This window comes from Xanthomonas sp. CFBP 8152, from assembly GCF_014199025.1.
Classification (GTDB): domain Bacteria; phylum Pseudomonadota; class Gammaproteobacteria; order Xanthomonadales; family Xanthomonadaceae; genus Xanthomonas; species Xanthomonas arboricola_B.
In genome coordinates, this window is sequence record NZ_JACHNO010000002.1 from 24,172 (window position 1) to 40,254 (window position 16,083).

A 16,083-nucleotide genomic window follows, 5' to 3' on the forward strand; every position below is an offset into this window, starting at 1 on the left:
GCGAGCGGCTCGTCGTCACGTGCCGCCCGCTCGCACCGGTGTGGCCGCCGGCTGCCCGTGCTGGCTTACGGCCAGCGCTGGCGAAGGGCCGCGCCCGTGATGGCCGACCAGTCTGCAGCGGCAGCGGCGGACACGCATCGCCGCACATCGCGGCGGCCATGATCGCCGGACGTTGCCGTCTTTGCTGCACGCCAGGGATCTGCTGCCGGCGACGGTGCGTCAGCGGCTGCGCCGACGCTGGCGGCAGCGTCGCAGCTGTTGGATCAATGCAGCAGTTCGGCAAATGCGCGGTCGGCCTCGATCACGTCCGGCAATGCGGCGAACAAGGTCTCCAGATCCACCGTGTCCATCAGCGGACCGCGCACCGCGTCCAAGGCCGCCGGCGTGGCACCGCCATGCGCGTGCAGCGCATCGGAGACCTGCACCGCCTGCGCAACCACCAGCGGCATACGCGCACCGTCCGGCGCGGCGGCCGGGCGGACCTGATAGGCGATCGCTTCCTGGATGACGACAGGCAACTGCCAGCGACGCACCAGCTCGGCGCCGACTTCCGGGTAACCGAACCCCAACTGCAGGGTTTCTTCGGCGGCATGGCCGGCCGACGAGGCGTCGTGATTGAGGCGGCTGGCGTAATCCGGAGCGCCGGACTGGATCAGCAGCTCGCCGATGTTGTGCATCATGCCGCAGGTGAATGCGGTTTCCGGATCCAGGCCGTGCTGGCGCGCCAGCAGGCGGCAGATGCCGGCCACCTCGAAACTGTGCCGCCAGAACGCCTTCAGATCGAACCCCGGCACGGCACGGAACACCCCGGTCATCGCCGAGGCCAGCACAAGGGTGCGCAGCGTGTTGAAGCCCAGCCGCATGGCCGCGTCTTCCACGCTGGTGGAATCGCGCAGGCCGCGGAAGCGCGCCGAGTTGGCCAACCGCAGCACCTTGGCCGCGATCACCGGATCGCGCTCGATCGTGTGCGCCAACGCATCGATATTGGTCTCCGGATCGTCGAACCGGGCAATCAGGTCCTGCGCCACCTCGGGCACCGTGGGCAAGGTGTGCAACTGGTCGAACAATGCCTCCAACTTCATGATCGCCTCGCGGGTGAAGGTAGCCGGCGCGGCCGCGCCGGCCTGCATGGTGTAGCACAGACCGGCCGAATGACGATAACCCGTCACGGCCGCTCTTCACCCGGGCTTTGCGTCATCGCCTTGCGGCAGGCTGCTCCGTCGGGCGCGTAGCGACGGTCATCATGGACAGCGCGGTCGACAAGATTCCGATATGCGTGCGCCGACGCCACTCGTTGGGTTTTAGTTGGCCTTGGCACCACCCAGGAACCTGGCCAGAAACGCCAGCACCTGCGTATAGAACGCACGCCGATGCGGCTCGGCATAGAAACCGTGGCCTTCGGTGCCGTAGTGCCAACTGTCGAAGATCTCGAACGGGCCGCCATGCGGCATCACCGCCATCGGCAGGTTCTTTCCCGTGCCGGTGCGCGGCAGCGAGAGGTCGCCATGCAACGGCACACCATCGCGCGCCTGCAGCGCGATGGGCTGTACGGTCGCGGTGCGCTCGGGATCGAACCAGTTGCGCCGGCCGATCACATGCTGGGCCTTTTTCTCCTGCGTATCGAACACATATGCCAAGCCCGGTGCCTCGGGCACCATAGCCCACCGGCAACTCGACACCGGTGCCATCGGCATTGATGGCGTACGGCTCGCCGCTCGGCAACGGTTTGTCGAGCAAACCGTGCTTCTGTGCAATGGAGATCAATACACGCGCATCGCTGACCCAGGCAAAGTCGCTCGCATCCGTGTTCGTATCCAGCACAAAGATCGCGCCCCTGCTACTGAGCACGCAATTCAACGGCAATCGCAGACCAGACAACGTTTCAATGAAAATCCCGCGAGGGCAGCTGCATGTCGCCGAGCAGGTCGCTGAGGTCGTGCAGATCGCCGGCGATCAGATGCTCCACCCCGTCCACGCGCTCCCAGCGGCCGCGTACGGCCAGCAGGCGCGATTCCAGCAGTGCGCGGCGGCGACGCAGCGCCAGGTGCGACCAGACGATGACGTTGATCATGCCGTGTTCGTCTTCCAGGGTGACGAAGATGGTGCCCTTGGCCGTGGCCGGGCGCTGGCGCTGGGTGACCAGGCCGGCGACATGCACGCCGCTGCCGTGACTGCGGCCTTGCAGCTCACGCAGGCCGAGGATGCGCCGCTGCCGCATCTGCGGGCGCAGCAGCGCCATCGGATGCTGGCGCAGACTCAGACCGACCGAGCGATAGTCGGCCAGGATTTCTTCGCCCGCGCGCGGCGCTTCAAATTCCACCGGGCGCTCCTGCGGACTACCCGGCAGCAGCGGCCGACGCGCTTCCACGCCGGCCATCGCCCAGCGCGCGGCGTTGCGGTTGCCCACCATGCCCTGCAAGGCGCCGGCTTCGGCCAGTGCCAGCCGCGCCTTTTCGTCGAGTGCAGCGCGCAGGCACAGATCGCCGATATCGGCGAAGGCCCGCTGCGCGCGTGCGGCCACAATGCGATTGGCCACCACTTCCGATAAGCCAGCGACCTGCCGCATGCCCAGACGGATCGCCGGTTGTTCGCCAGGGTCTTCGTCGCTGCGCCAGGGCCGGCCACCGACCAGCGTGTTGTCCCAGACGCTGTGCAACACATCCACCGGCAGCACCTCCACGCGCGCGCGCTCGGAACTGCCGCGGCGTGCGTCCTGCACGATCTGGCTGGCCGAGTAGAAGCCCATCGGCTGCGCATTGAGCAGCCCGCAGGCGAAGGCCGCCGGCTCGTGCCGTTTGAGCCAGCAGCTGGCGTAGACAAGCTTGGCGAACGAGGCGGCATGGCTTTGCGGGAAGCCGTAGGAGCCGAAGCCCTTGATCTGCTCGAAGATCTGGTCGATGAATTCCGGCGAGTAGTCGCGGGCGGCCATGAGCTGGCGAATCCGCACACGGTGCGGCTCCATATCGCCGCCGCGTCGCCAGGCCGCCATCGAGCGACGCAGCTGATCAGCCTCGCTATCGGTATAGCCGGCATGGATCACCAGTTCCATCACCTGCTCCTGAAACAGCGGAATGCCCAGCGTGCGACCGAGAATGGCTTCCACGCCGGACGAGGGGAAACTGACCGGCTCGTAGCCCTGCCGCCGCCGCAGATACGGGTGCACCATGTCGCCCTGGATCGGCCCCGGGCGCACGATCGCCACTTCGATCACAAGATCGTAGAACTCCCGGGGCTTGAGCCGCGGCAACATCGCCATCTGCGCGCGCGATTCGATCTGGAATACGCCCACGGTATCGGCGCGCTGGATCATCTTGTAGGTGGGCGCATCCTCGCCCGGCAGCGTGGCGATGCTGTAGTCGCGCCCACGATGCCTGCGCACCAGGTCCAGGGTCTTGCGGATGCAGGTCAACATGCCCAGTGCCAGGCAATCGACCTTGAGCAGCTTCATGGTTTCCAGATCGTCCTTGTCCCACTGGATGATGGTGCGGTCGGCCATCGCCGCGTTTTCCACCGGCACCAGCATCGACAGCGGTTCATCCGAAATCACGAAGCCGCCGACATGCTGCGACAGATGACGCGGGTGATCGCGCAGGTGCTCGGTGACTGCCAGAATCTTGTTGATCAGCGGATTGGCCAGATCGAACCCGGCCTCTTCGATGCGCTGTTCCATCGGGGCATCGCCATTGCCCCAGCCGTAGCAATTGGCCAGCAACGCGATCTGGTCCGGCGGCAGGCCGAACGCCTTGGCCACATCGCGCACGGCGCTCTTGCCCCGATAGCAGATCACCGTCGCCGCCAGTGCCGCGCGTTCGCGGCCGTATTTGCTGTAGACGTATTGCAGCACTTCCTCACGGCGCTCGTGCTCGAAGTCCACATCGATATCCGGCGGCTCGTCGCGTTCCCTGGATAAGAATCGCGCCATCAACAGACGGGTTTCGCCGGGATTGACCGCAGTGATGCCCAGTGCATAACACACCGCCGAATTGGCCGATGAGCCACGGCCCTGGCACAGGATGTGCTTCAAGCGCGCAAAGCGCACCACATCCTGCACGGTGAGGAAAAACGCCTCGTATCCCTTGTAGGCGATCAACTCCAGCTCGCTGTCGATCTGCGCCACTACCTGGGCCGGCGCCCCGTTGGACCAACGCTCACGCATCCCCTCTTCAGTGAGCTGTCGCAGATAACTCGCCGGCGTATGCCCTTCCGGCACCAGTTCGCGTGGATAGGTGTATTCAAGCCTGGAGATATCGAAGCTGCAGCGCTGCGCCAGGTCCACCGTGGCCTGCAATAGCGCGTCCGGGTAGATGTTGCCCAAGGCACGCCGCGTGCGCAGATGGCGCTCGCCGTTGCGGAACAGGTGCGCGCCGCACTCGGCCAACGGCAAGCCGTGGCGGATGGCGGTCAGGGTGTCCTGCACGATGCGCTCGCGCCGCTGCGCCATATGCACATCGCCGCTGGCCAGTGCGCTCATGCCCAGTTGCTGCGCCAGCAGCTGCAGGGCAAGCAACCGCGCCGCATCGTCCTGCTCGCGATGCAGTTCCACCGCCAGGAATGCACGCTCGCCGAAGACCTGCTGCAACCAGGCGCCCTGCTCGGCCTGCGGCTGCGCACCGGGCAACCACACCGCGAACACGCCGGGTTCCACAGCGCCAAACTGCGCCTCCACCTCGGCACGCCCGAGCCGATACGCACCCTTGCTTGCCGCACGCCGCGCAGTGGTGATCAGTGCGCACAACTGCGGATAGCCGTGCGCGTTTTCCACCAGCAGGACGAAGCGGGTGCCATCGACCAGGGCGAATTCGCTGCCGACGATCAGGCGCACACCGGTGGCGCGCGAGGCTTCCAGGCCACGCACGATGCCGGCCAGCGAGCATTCGTCGGTGATCGCCAGGGCGCTGTAGCCGCAGTGTTGCGCGCGCATGAACAATTGTTCGGCACTGGAGGCGCCACGCAGGAACGAGAAGTCCGACAGGCAGTGCAGCTCGGCATAGGCGGGCAGCCCATCGGCAACCATGGCATGGGCGATGTCGTCGTTTGCCGCGCGCAACCGTGCGGCGACCGTCCAGGCGCGCGGCATGCGCCCACCGGGCGTATCGCGGTCCACACCATCGACCGCGTCATCCCAGCTCATGCGCGCACCCTTTCAACATTGCGCTGCCACCACACAGGCGCTGCAGATCGACGCGTTGCGGTTGCTTCTTCGCTGCGTGGCATCGCACGCGTACGGCACCGCTGCGACGACCGGCCCGGCAGGCAACGCTGCGATGCTGCAACGGAGTGCGCCGGATCATGCGAACCACCCGTGCAGCATCCAGCCATCGACACGGCCTGGCGCGGCAAACACCCAGGCCTGGCGTCCGCGTGCGGTTTCCACCACGTAGTAATCGCGGCGTGCCTCGTCGTCGTCCCACCAGCCGCTTTCCAGCCGCTCCGGGCCGGAGATGATGCGCAGCTGCGTCTCGTGCAGGGGCATCGGCTGCGGCAACAGCCAGGTCGGGCGCGGCGGACGCGGCGGCGCATGGGTTTCGCGCACCGCATCGCCGATGACGCGCCGCCAGGCACGTTCCGGGCGCGGGTCGTCGGCCGGCAGCACGCGATACACCGCCTCATCGCCGAGCCGCGCACGCAGGCGCTCGCGCAATTGCGGCCACTCCACCGATTGCTGCGCACGTTGATCGAACAGATCGCGCATGGCCGGCACGAACGGCGGCAGCTGCCGCGCCAGCAGGCGCATCGCCACCACCGGGCGCGGGATATCCACCCGCTCCAGCCGGTTGCGCGCTAGCTCGAACAACAACGTCGGCGCGCGCTCCGGGGTCAGCAGGCCGATCTCGACATCGGTGGCGCCTTGTTCGTGTTCCAGCCGCAGCAGGAACCGTTGCACGCCACCATCGCGGATGGACAGGTAGGTGCACAGGTCGCCGATCAGGCGCCGCAGCGGGAACAGCAGCGCCGGATGCATTTCCACCTCGTAGCCGAGTTCCACGCGCTGGTCGAAGTGGTCCGGTGGCGCGTAGCACTCCAGGGGATCGTCGACCTGGCCGTAGAGGCGGTCCAGATGCTCGAGCAGGCCCGCACCGAACCGCCGGCGCAGCCCATCGCGCGGCAACGCGCGCACCGCCGCCAGCGTGCGCACGCCCATGTGCTGCAGGTGCTCGCCGGCATCGCCCGGCAACGCGGCGCGGCGCACCGGCACCTTGTCCAGCGTGCTGTGCAAGGCCGGCAACTGCGTCACCACCATGCCATCGCGCAAACCGGCCAGCACGCGCGCGGCGCGCGGCGTAGGTGCCAGTGCGAGCCGGTGCCGGAAGCCCAAGGCCTGCAGTTCATCGCGTAGGCGGCGCTCGAAACGCGGCCACGGGCCGAACAATCGAAAACTGGCACCGGCCTCCAGCACGATGGCGCGCGACCATTGCTGGCTCACCAGCGAGCTGTGCCGGTACGCCCACGCCGCAAGAAACCGCTGCGTGCGCGCCTCAGCCTGCGCCTCGTAATCGATGGTGCGTACATGGGACATCAGCGCATGCGCCGCCGACAGCCGCATGCCGGCTTTCAGACCGGCAGCGGCGGCCGCTGCATTGACCGAATGCAGGCTGCGCAACTGCGCCGGCCCTTCCACCAACACCAGCGGTGCCAGCGGTTCCTCCAGACGCCGAAGGACGGCGTCCAGCGCCAGCTGCGGCAGCAAGATGCAGGCCCACAACATGCGCGCGCCTCAATGCGCCAGCCGCAACGGCTGCGACGGAACCTGCCCGCCGCGGCACTTGCGCACTTGCCAGGCATCGCGCTCCGGCAGGAATTCCAGCCGCAGCGCGGCCGGCGATGCGTTGACCGCATGCTTGCGATCGCGCAACGCGAACGCGCAGCAGTTGCCGCTGTCGGCGGCGACCTGCAGCCGCCGCAATGCGCGCGCATCGCCGGTCTGCGGCCAGCCCAGCACCGCCGCGCATGCGCCACTGCGCAGGCATTGTTCGAACGCCCACAAGGCATCGCGCGGCTCGGCCTGCACCACTTCCAGATGTTCCAGCACCACCCCGCCCGCCTGCCAGGCCGGCGCGTAGGGAATGAACGGCGGCGCCACCAGCACCACCCGGTTGTTGGCGCCGGTCATGCGCGCCAGCGTGGGCAACAGCAAGGCGATCTCGCCCACGCCGTGCGCGGGCAGCAGCAACTCGGTCAGTGCCCGCCGCGGCCAGCCGCCATCGGGCAGCAGCGCATCCAGTGCCGCATGCCCGGTGGATTCGCCGCCATGGGCGATGGCGGTGCCATGTCCCGCGCGCCATACCGTGCGCGCGGCCAGCAGGGCGTCCAGCGGCAGAGCGACTGCCGCGTTGCCGTCCTGCCTGATGCGCGCGGGCTCCTGGCTCATTTCAACCCTGCCGGATCAGACCGCAGTACAGTCCTTCGATCGCGAAGTCGGCATCGGCCGCCACCACGATCGGCGCATGCGCGCGGTTGCGCGGCAACAGGCGGATGCGTTCGGCACCGCGCTCCAGCCGCTTGATGGTGATTTCGCCATCCACCCGCGCCACCACGATCTGCCCATCGCGCGCCTCGCTGCTGCGATGCACGCCGACCAGATCGCCGTCCAGGATGCCGTCGTCGATCATCGAGTCGCCTTGCACCTGCAGCAGATAGTCCGGGCGCAACGCAAATAGCGCGCGGTCCAGCCACAGCTGCCGGTCCAGGCCGATATCCGCCCCGATCGGCACACCGGCCGCCACCCGCCCCAGCACCGGCAAGGCCAGCAACGCATCGCGCGCGGCGCCGCCCGGCATGCGGATGCCCCGCTTCTGATTGGGCAGCAGCTCGATCAACCCGGCCTCGGCCAGCGCCTGCACATGCTTCTGTGCGGCATTGCGCGAGGCGAACCCGAACGCCTGCGCAATCTCGGCCAGGCTGGGCGACACCCCCGCGCGGGCTTGCTCCTGCAGGAAAGCCAGCACGGCCTGACGCTTGGGGGAGAGAGGTTCCATGGGAGTGCAACGGCCGGCCGGGACAAGGTGTACATTTGTACACCCCTTGGTCGCAGCAGGCGAGATCGGCGCATGCAGGTTGCTGAGCCGCTTCAGCCAGGACGGGCTTGCGCTCTGCCGGATACCAAGTTGTTACCTAACGAAGGGGTCGGCCATGAAGCTCAAGATCGCCTCCATCGGCACTTCCGCTGGCGTCATCCTGCCCAAGGAACTGCTTGTCCCTGGGCAAGGGCGACGAACTGTATGCGCTTGAGATGCCCGACGGCATCAAGCTGACCGCGTTCGACCCGACCCTGGCAGCGCAGATGGCTGTGGCCGAGCAGGTGATGCGCGAGGACCGTCAGGTGCTGAACAAGCTGGGCAGATGAACACCCGCATGGTCGTGTGGATCACGCATGGACTTGCCTTGAGCGTCAATTGAGCAAACACGGCGGTGTTGCCGGCGTGCGCGACGAGGCATTGCTGGACTCGACACTGGCCCGTCCGCAACAGCTGTTCTCCTATGGCGATCCCCTGCCGGACCTGGTCCAGTTGACCGCAAGCCTTGCCTATGGGCTGGCACACCATCGCCCGTTCGTGGATGGCAACAAGCACACTACCCATGTGTGCTATCGCGTATTTCTGATGCTCAACGATGCCAAGCTCATGGCGTCGCAGGAACAAAAATACGTCGCCCTGATGGGATTGGCCGGTGGCGTGTGGGGCGAGGCCGACTTTTCCTTATGGCTGCGCCCACGTGTGCGCTTGCACGGGCAAGGTCATCTGCCCTCCGAGCTTGACGGCTGACGCCCCGTGCGTGCATTCGAATATGCCGCACGCGTTGGAGCTTGCGTCTTGCTTGTTGCATTTAACCGGTCTGTTTACGCGTCCTGGCTGCTTTCTTGGCAGCCTGTTTGCGTACTGCCGGGCCCTTGGTCTTGGCTGCCTTTTTTGCAGCCGCCGAACGATTGCCGGACGTGCGTTTTTCTGCCGCCTGCTTGCCCTGGGCCGACAATGCCTGCTTGCCGACGGTCGTCCTGGCGGTGGTCTTCTTGCTCGCCGTTTTCAGGGCTTTCTTGGCGCCTGCCGAGCGCGTGGGCGACGTCGGCGTGCCGTTCTTGGCTGCCGCCGTGTCCTGGGCAGCTTTGTTTTTGGTGGCTTTGGATGCGGACCTGGACGGTGCGGCATCCACGCCGTCGCGGCGCGCCTTGGACAGGCCGATTGCGATCGCCTGCTTGGTGTTCTTGACGCCGTGTGCGCCCATGCGTACCTGGTCGATTTCTTCTTTGACGTATTCGCCGGCTTGCGTGCTTGCCGACTTTCCTTCGCGCTTGTCCTTGGCGGCCGCGCGGCGCGTACTGGCTTTTGGCATGAGACATCCCCAGGCGTGAGTGATGGCTGGATGTAGCAAGCCCGGCGTCAATGCACAGTGGTTGTGGTGCTCACAAAACGTTGAAGCGCCAGCGATGCCCGCCGATGCAGCCGGCACTGCGTCGGCACCTGCACACGCGGCGATGCACACGACAACGCCGGCTTATGACGCACCGGCCGGCAACGGTTCTGCTTGCGCATCGTATGCAGGCGGATGATAGAAGTTCACCGTCTTCAACGGGGTGGTACCGGTGTTGCGGATCTCGTGCGTTTGACCACACTCGATCACAATCAAGCTGCCGGCCTGCAACGGATGCGTGCGTCCATCCACCACGGCAGTGCCGCTGCCGTCGACCACATACACCCATTGATCAGAACCGCGGTGACGGTTGTCCGGCCCACCTTCGCCATCGCCAGGAGCAATCACCATTTCGGCCGCCTGCACCTGGCGCACCGAAAACAGCACCTTGAACGCGTCAGTCAACGTCAGCTGTGCGCTTTGCATGCGGCATCTCCTGATGAACTGCGGCGATGCTGACCGCGCATGCGTCAACGCGTTGGCAACATGCCTACCGGCTGCGGCAATACCAGGTCCAGACCTGCCCGGGCAGGTGCGCCTGCAGCGGCAGATCCAGTGCAAGGTAGCCATCGAGGACATCGCGCAGCGCGCGTTGCGCTGCTGTCGTTGCCACCAGACCATCCAGTTCGTCCTGGCTCAACTGCACCGCCGACCAGTCGTAGAGCCGATCGATCCGCTGCGCCATCGCCGCCTGCAGCCAATCGCGCAGCACGAACACGCGATACCCGCGCGCCTGCAAGTCCTCCACCGCCAGCTGCAGTGCACCGCTCGCCCCACGGAACCACTCGGTATGTCCACCGGCTATCGCCCGGATCGCCATAGGCGCCGGTGCGTTGTGCGCAAGCAGCGGGCGACGTAGTTGCAGCTCCAGATCGCGCGCATCGCGCTCGCGTTCGGTTTCCACCAGCAGCCCACGCTCCAGATCGAAAAAATCGAACCAGCGCGGATGCAGGCTGCCGATGCGTCCCAACGGATCGCGCGAAAAACCGATCTTGCAATGGTCTTCCCACTGGCACGGAAACACATAGGTAAAACAGCGGCCATCGGTCGCCACGGGTGTGGTGCTGCGCCGCGCACTCATCGCCGGCCTGCACGTGCACGCGTCGGCACCGCGGCTTGCCCCGTCTCCGGCGCCTGCTCCCAACCGAACACACTGCGCCCGCCGTAACGGTGCGACCCAGCGCGCTCCTGCGCGATGTAGTCCTCAACCGTTGGGCCCTGCGCGGTGGCCTCGAGCCGGCGTGCCTGCGCATCCAGCCGCGCAATCGCCTGTAGCCGTTCCTCGTTGCCCAACCTGGCCTGCTGCATCGCATGCTTGAGCACACCGATAGTGTGGTCGAGCACACGGGTCGGCACCGGAAACGGATGCCGGTCCTTGCCGCCATGGGCTAGCGAAAAGCGCGCCGGGTCGCTGAAACGGCAGGGCGTGCCATGCACCACTTCGGCCACCATCGCCAGCGAGCGCAACGTGCGTGCGCCGACGCCTGGCACCTGCAGCAATGCGGTGAAATCCGTCGGGCCTGCCTCTGCTGCCGCAGCCAGACTCGCGTGCAATCGCCGTGCAATCACGTTCTCGCTGCGCACCTCATGGTGATCGGGCATGGACAGATGCGGCGGCTGCGCCGGGTCCCAGGCATGGCCGGCAAACAGATCGCCGGTCACCGGCACTTGCACCGCGAGCGGCGCAGGTGCTGCCGCATCGGCGATGCGCTGCCATTGCCGGGCCAGTTGATCCGGCGCGGTGGTGCGCAACAACGCCACCTGCGCCTCACGCGAGGCCGCGGCGCGATGGTCGGCAAGATTGACGATATTGCCTTGGTGCCGGCCGTCGATTGCCGCATGCGGCGCATCGACAAAACTGCTCAACCCTTCGGAAAGCCAATGATAACGGCGCGCCTGCTTGCGCTCACCATGCATGCCCTGCTGCACCACCACCCAGCGCCCGTCATCGCTGACGATGAAGCCATGCAGATACAGGTCAAAGCCATCCTGCACCGCAGCGCTATCCACCTTGGCCACCAGGCGGCTGGCCTGCGCCAAGGCGGCGCCATCCAGCCCGACCGCATCGCCCACTGCCAACAACTCGGCAGGCGTGGCGCGCGAGTGCCGGCCGCGCCCGCCACACACATGGATGCCAAGCTCGCCCGCCAATGGCGTCAATCCGCGCTTGAGCGCGCCGATCACACTGGTGGTGATGCCGGACGAATGCCAGTCCATCCCCATCACCGCACCAAACGATTGAAACCAGAACGGGTGTGCAAGGCGCCGCAACAATTCGTCGCGCCCGTAGCTGTGCACGATCGCCTCGCACATCACCGTGCCCAAGCGTGTCATCCGCTCGCCCAGCCACTGCGGGACGCGCCCGCCGTGCAGCGGAAGATCTGCACTGCCGCCGCGCTGGCTCATTGCTGCCACTGCTTGTTCATACGGTAAGGATAGCGGCGCGGTGTCGCAGCAGCTGGGACGCACGCACAGCAGCATGCAGGGGTATCTGAGGAGTTCAGCTCGAGGCGTCAGGGTGTACTGCGCGTGACGCCTGCCCGTACGTGCAGGCGTGCAACCACCACAGTGCCGCAGCTGGACTGCGATCAGGCTGCCATCTAGGCACATGCATCACGCATGCGGTCACTCCGCGTTGACCACATCGCCGTCAAGGTGGTGGCCCTCCTCCCAGCCATCGCCACGGGGTTCGCATGAATGCCACGCCCGCCACTGCCACTCATCTGGCGCCGGCCACCGCCACTGCTGCGCCGACCTACCCGGTCAACCTGCGCATCAATGGTCAGCCTTACCAATTGCAGCTCGAAGCCTGGGTCAGCCTGCTCGATCTATTGCGCGACCGGCTCGACCTCACCGGCACCAAGAAAGGCTGCGACCACGGCCAATGCGGCGCCTGCACGGTGCTGGTCGATGGACGCCGCATCAACAGCTGCCTGACGCTTGCCGTCATGCAGGACGGCGCCGAGATCACCACCGTCGAAGGCCTGGCCGAGGGCGAACAGCTGCATCCGCTGCAGCGTGCCTTCATCGAGAACGATGCCTTCCAGTGCGGATATTGCACGCCCGGGCAGTTGTGCTCGGCAGTGGGCCTGATCACTGAAGGCAAGGCGCACGACCGCGACCAGGTGCGCGAATTGATGAGCGGCAATCTGTGCCGCTGCGGTGCCTATCCGCAGATCACCGATGCGGTGATGCAGGTCATGGGCAAGCCCGCCGACAGCAGCCAGAGCGCCGCCACGCCGTGGACGCCAGGGACGGTGCCGGCATGATCCCGCTCACCTATACGCGCGCGGACAGCGTCGATGCGGCGTTGACTGCCCTGTCGGTGCACGGCAGCGACCCGCACCCGGTACCTGCCGAAGCGCCGGTGCGCCTGATCGCCGGCGGCACCAATCTCACCGACCTGATGAAATTGCAGTTGATGCGGCCGGGCAGCCTGGTCGATATCAATCGCCTGCCGCTGGACGGCATCAGCGCGCTTGCCGAAGGTGGCCTGCGCCTGGGCGCGCTCGCACGCAATGCCGACACCGCCTACCACCCGGATGTGGAGACGCGTTACCCCTTGCTGAGTGCGGCGATCCTGGCCGGCGCCTCGCCGCAGATCCGCAACATGGCCAGCAATGGCGGCAACCTGCTGCAGCGCACGCGCTGCCTGTATTTTTACGACCACGCCACCCCGTGCAACAAGCGTGCGCCTGGGACCGGCTGCTCGGCGATCGGCGGGCTCACCACCTACAACGCCATCCTCGGCACCAGCGCGCAGTGCATTGCCACGCACCCGTCGGACATGTGCGTCGCACTGGCCGCACTGGACGCGGTGGTGCACGTGCAAGGCCCCAACGGCGAGCGCGACATCCCCTTCGCGCAGTTCCACCGCCTGCCCGGCGAGCACCCGGAGCTGGACAGCACCCTGGCTCCGGACGAGTTGATCGTGCATATCGATCTGCCCGATGCGCAGCGCTTCGTCGCGCACAGCGCCTACCTGAAAATCCGCGAGCGCCTGTCGTATGCCTTCGCGCTGGTATCGGTGGCGGCGGCGCTGGACCTGGCCGAGGACGGCAGCATCGGCGAGGTGCGCGTGGCCCTGGGCGGCGTGGCGCACAAGCCCTGGCGCAATCCCGACGCCGAAGCGCAGCTGGTGGGCAAAGCTGCCACGACCGAGAGCTTCGGCAACCTGGCCGATGCCTTGCTGCAGGGTGCGCAACCGCAAGGCAACAACGCCTTCAAGCTGCCGCTGGCACGCCGCGCGATCGTGCGTGCCCTGGACGTTGCCCGCGCGGGCACCATCGACAACCGCGGGCGAACCAGCGCGCTGGAGGAAGCGCCATGAACGCACGCAGCACCGATATATCCAACAACGACCTGAGCCCGCCGGTTGCCGACAGCGGCACCGGCTATCGCCCCACCGGCACCGGCGTCACCCGCATCGACGGGCGCGCCAAGGTCACCGGCCAGGCGCGTTATGCCGCCGAATGGCCGGTCGCGGATCTGGCCTACGGCGTGGTGGTCAACAGCAGCATCGCCAAGGGCGAGATCGTCGCCTTCCATCTCGCTGCCGCGCGTGCGGTGCCCGGCGTGCTGGAGATCGTCACCCATGAAAACCGCCCGCATATGCGCGGCATGGACGTGTTCTACAAGGACATGACCGCACCTGCCGGCTCGCCGTTCCGGCCCCTGTACGACAACAAGATCCTGTACAGCGGCCAGCCGATCGCCCTGGTGGTGGCCGACACCTTCGAAGCGGCGCGCCATGCGGCGCACTTGGTGGAGGTGGAACTGCTGCAGGACCCGCACGACACCAACCTGATGACCAACCTGGACCGTGCGCACAAACCCAAGGCCATGAAGGCCGGTTTCTCGCCGCCGCCCAAGGACAAGGGCGAGCCGGATACCGCCTTTGCCAATGCCGCTGTCCAGGTGCAGGCCGACTACTACGGCGGCGTGGAGCACCACAATCCGATGGAGTTGTTCGCCTCCACGGTGATCCGCGACGCCGATGGCCACTTCACCATCTACGACAAGACCCAGGGCTCGCAGAACAGCCGTTGGTACGTCTCGCATGTGTTCGGCCTGAGCAAGCGCAAGGTCACCGTGCGCAATCCGTACGTGGGTGGCGCCTTCGGCTCCGGGCTGCGCCCGCAGTATCAGTTGCCGCTGGCGGTGATGGCCTCGATCCTGCTGGACCGCTCGGTGCGCGTGGTGCTGACGCGGCAACAGATGTTCACCTTCGGCCATCGCCCGGAAACATTGCAACGGCTCAAGCTCGGCGCCGACCGCGACGGCAGCTTGCGCGCGATCTGGCACGAGGCCATCGCCGAAACCTCGCGCATCGAGGATTACGTCGAGGTGGTGGTCAACTGGAGCGGGCAGCTGTATGCCTGCGACAACGTGCATCTGGGCTACAACCTGGTGAGCCTGGACCAGTTCAGCCCGATGGACATGCGCGCACCCGGTGCCGCACATGGCATGCATGCGCTGGAAGTGGCGATGGACGAGCTGTCCTATGAGCTGGGCATGGATCCGCTGGCGCTGCGCCTGAAGAACTATGCCGAGGTCAACCCGGCCGACGACAAGCCCTACTCCACCAAGGCGCTGCGCGCGTGCTACCAGCAAGGTGCCGAACGCTTCGGCTGGGCGCAGCGTCCGCTGCAGCCGCGCGCGCGCAAGGAAGGCAACGAATGGGTCGGCTGGGGCATGGCCACCGGGCAATGGGATGCGATGCAGATGTTTGCACGCGCGCATGCCGTGCTGCACGCCGACGGCCGGCTGGTGGTGAGCAGCGCAGCCAGCGATATCGGCACCGGCACCTATACGGTGATGGCGATGATCGCGGCCGAAGCACTGGGCCTGCCACTGGAACAGGTCACCTTCCAGCTCGGCGATTCGTCCCTGCCGGTCGCGCCGATCGAAGGCGGTTCGTCGCATGTGACCACGGTGGGCTCGGCGGTGGATGGCGCGTGCGCGAAGCTGCGCGCGCGGCTGCTGCGCCTGGCGCAGGCATTGCCGAATTCGCGCTTTACCAAGGCCAAGCTGGACGAGGTGGTGTTTGCCGATGGCACGCTGGCCTTACGCGCCGATGCCGGTACCACCATTGCCCTGACCGAACTGTTGCGCGCCGCTCAGCTGGAACAGATCGAGGACAAGTTCCTGCTGCTGCCCAATGTACTCAAGCAACGCAAGTACACCCGCGCCACCCATGGCGCGGTGTTCGTGGAAGTGCGGGTTGACGACGAGCTGGGCACGGTGCGGGTCACCCGCGTGGTCAGCGCGGTTGCAGCCGGGCGCATCCTCAACCCGATCACCGCGCGCAGCCAGATCGTCGGCGGCGTGGTCTGGGGCATCGGCCAGGCGCTGCACGAACACACCCAGTCCGATCACCGCTTCGGCCGTTTCATGAATCACGATTTTGCGATGTATCACGTCTCGGCCAATGCCGACATCCACGACATCGATGTGATCTTCGCCGACGAGGACGACCGCATCGTCAGCAGCCTGGGCGCAAAAGGCGTGGGCGAAATCGGCCTGGTCGGTGTTTCGGCGGCGATCTGCAATGCGATCTTCCATGCCACCGGCAAGCGCATCCGCAGCACCCCGATGACGCCGGACAAGGTGATGGCGGACTGAGGCCTGCACTGCAGGTGCCCACGCCCCCTCAGGTAGAGCCATCTGCCTGAGGGC

12 protein-coding genes and 3 pseudogenes are annotated in these 16,083 nt (G+C 66.6%); 5 read left to right on the plus strand and 10 right to left on the minus strand.

Annotated elements, in window-relative coordinates; genetic code table 11:
- Positions 1 to 263 precede the first annotated feature (263 nt).
- The 6 genes and pseudogenes from FHT09_RS07620 to lexA all read right to left on the minus strand — a co-directional run bounded on the left by FHT09_RS07620 (position 264) and on the right by lexA (position 7,976).
- Positions 264 to 1,082, minus strand: coding sequence for an HDOD domain-containing protein (locus FHT09_RS07620; RefSeq protein ID WP_104604604.1), 819 nt, complete (start codon positions 1,080 to 1,082; stop codon positions 264 to 266).
- Between the two features lie 330 nt (positions 1,083 to 1,412).
- Positions 1,413 to 1,631 (minus strand): annotated as a pseudogene (locus FHT09_RS20225) (S9 family peptidase); the annotation flags it as partial.
- 251 nt (positions 1,632 to 1,882) lie between these two features.
- Positions 1,883 to 5,131: an error-prone DNA polymerase gene (locus tag FHT09_RS07630; RefSeq protein ID WP_181141203.1), complete on the minus strand. Its 3,249-nt coding sequence runs from the start codon at positions 5,129 to 5,131 to the stop codon at positions 1,883 to 1,885.
- Between the two features lie 156 nt (positions 5,132 to 5,287).
- Positions 5,288 to 6,706, minus strand: coding sequence for a DNA polymerase Y family protein (locus FHT09_RS07635; RefSeq protein WP_104604559.1), 1,419 nt, complete (start codon positions 6,704 to 6,706; stop codon positions 5,288 to 5,290).
- Between the two features lie 9 nt (positions 6,707 to 6,715).
- Positions 6,716 to 7,369, minus strand: coding sequence for a translesion DNA synthesis-associated protein ImuA (gene imuA / locus FHT09_RS07640; protein WP_181141202.1), 654 nt, complete (start codon positions 7,367 to 7,369; stop codon positions 6,716 to 6,718).
- 1 nt (position 7,370) lies between these two features.
- Positions 7,371 to 7,976 carry a transcriptional repressor LexA gene (lexA, locus tag FHT09_RS07645; protein ID WP_104604557.1) on the minus strand — a complete coding sequence of 202 codons (606 nt, stop codon included), beginning with the start codon at positions 7,974 to 7,976 and terminating at the stop codon, positions 7,371 to 7,373.
- A 154-nt stretch (positions 7,977 to 8,130) separates the two neighbouring features.
- Here lexA and FHT09_RS07650 point away from each other — a divergent pair.
- Positions 8,131 to 8,344, plus strand: a pseudogene (locus FHT09_RS07650) (AbrB/MazE/SpoVT family DNA-binding domain-containing protein).
- 8 nt (positions 8,345 to 8,352) lie between these two features.
- A pseudogene (locus FHT09_RS07655) lies at positions 8,353 to 8,762 on the plus strand (Fic family protein).
- A 61-nt stretch (positions 8,763 to 8,823) separates the two neighbouring features.
- Here the strand turns inward: FHT09_RS07655 and FHT09_RS07660 are convergent.
- From FHT09_RS07660 to FHT09_RS07675, 4 genes are all read right to left on the minus strand, one after another.
- Complete coding sequence (locus tag FHT09_RS07660) at positions 8,824 to 9,327, minus strand: DUF6496 domain-containing protein (protein ID WP_104604555.1); 504 nt, start codon at positions 9,325 to 9,327, stop codon at positions 8,824 to 8,826.
- A 162-nt stretch (positions 9,328 to 9,489) separates the two neighbouring features.
- Positions 9,490 to 9,831, minus strand: a complete 342-nt coding sequence (locus FHT09_RS07665; RefSeq protein ID WP_104604553.1) for a cupin domain-containing protein — start codon at positions 9,829 to 9,831, stop codon at positions 9,490 to 9,492.
- Positions 9,832 to 9,895: 64 nt separating this feature from the next.
- Positions 9,896 to 10,486 (minus strand): GIY-YIG nuclease family protein, encoded by a 591-nt coding sequence (locus FHT09_RS07670; RefSeq protein WP_104538292.1) that lies wholly within the window; start codon positions 10,484 to 10,486, stop codon positions 9,896 to 9,898.
- Positions 10,483 to 11,811: a DUF763 domain-containing protein gene (locus tag FHT09_RS07675; RefSeq protein WP_104604551.1), complete on the minus strand. Its 1,329-nt coding sequence runs from the start codon at positions 11,809 to 11,811 to the stop codon at positions 10,483 to 10,485. Before FHT09_RS07675 ends, FHT09_RS07670 begins: the two co-directional genes overlap by 4 nt.
- A gap of 287 nt (positions 11,812 to 12,098) precedes the next feature.
- Here FHT09_RS07675 and FHT09_RS07680 point away from each other — a divergent pair, with 287 nt between their 5' ends.
- Genes FHT09_RS07680 through FHT09_RS07690 form a run of 3 tightly spaced genes read left to right on the plus strand, consistent with a single transcriptional unit; the run spans position 12,099 to position 16,029 of the window.
- Entirely contained in the window at positions 12,099 to 12,674 is a 576-nt protein-coding gene (locus FHT09_RS07680) for a (2Fe-2S)-binding protein (protein WP_104604549.1), read from the plus strand.
- Positions 12,647 to 13,735 carry a xanthine dehydrogenase family protein subunit M gene (locus FHT09_RS07685; RefSeq protein ID WP_181141201.1) on the plus strand — a complete coding sequence of 363 codons (1,089 nt, stop codon included), beginning with the start codon at positions 12,647 to 12,649 and terminating at the stop codon, positions 13,733 to 13,735. Before FHT09_RS07680 ends, FHT09_RS07685 begins: the two co-directional genes overlap by 28 nt.
- Positions 13,732 to 16,029 (plus strand): xanthine dehydrogenase family protein molybdopterin-binding subunit, encoded by a 2,298-nt coding sequence (locus FHT09_RS07690; RefSeq protein ID WP_104604547.1) that lies wholly within the window; start codon positions 13,732 to 13,734, stop codon positions 16,027 to 16,029. The genes FHT09_RS07685 and FHT09_RS07690 overlap by 4 nt, the downstream gene beginning before the upstream one ends.
- The last annotated feature ends 54 nt before the right edge of the window (positions 16,030 to 16,083 follow it).

Coding starts and splice junctions, on each gene's coding strand:
- FHT09_RS07620 (WP_104604604.1), bottom strand. CDS start 1,082: ATGAAGTTGGAGGCATTGTTCGACCAGTTGCACACCTTGCCCACGGTG.
- FHT09_RS07630 (WP_181141203.1), bottom strand. CDS start 5,131: ATGAGCTGGGATGACGCGGTCGATGGTGTGGACCGCGATACGCCCGGT.
- FHT09_RS07635 (WP_104604559.1), bottom strand. CDS start 6,706: ATGTTGTGGGCCTGCATCTTGCTGCCGCAGCTGGCGCTGGACGCCGTC.
- imuA (WP_181141202.1), bottom strand. CDS start 7,369: ATGAGCCAGGAGCCCGCGCGCATCAGGCAGGACGGCAACGCGGCAGTC.
- lexA (WP_104604557.1), bottom strand. CDS start 7,976: ATGGAACCTCTCTCCCCCAAGCGTCAGGCCGTGCTGGCTTTCCTGCAG.
- FHT09_RS07660 (WP_104604555.1), bottom strand. CDS start 9,327: ATGCCAAAAGCCAGTACGCGCCGCGCGGCCGCCAAGGACAAGCGCGAA.
- FHT09_RS07665 (WP_104604553.1), bottom strand. CDS start 9,831: ATGCAAAGCGCACAGCTGACGTTGACTGACGCGTTCAAGGTGCTGTTT.
- FHT09_RS07670 (WP_104538292.1), bottom strand. CDS start 10,486: ATGAGTGCGCGGCGCAGCACCACACCCGTGGCGACCGATGGCCGCTGT.
- FHT09_RS07675 (WP_104604551.1), bottom strand. CDS start 11,811: ATGAGCCAGCGCGGCGGCAGTGCAGATCTTCCGCTGCACGGCGGGCGC.
- FHT09_RS07680 (WP_104604549.1), top strand. CDS start 12,099: ATGAATGCCACGCCCGCCACTGCCACTCATCTGGCGCCGGCCACCGCC.
- FHT09_RS07690 (WP_104604547.1), top strand. CDS start 13,732: ATGAACGCACGCAGCACCGATATATCCAACAACGACCTGAGCCCGCCG.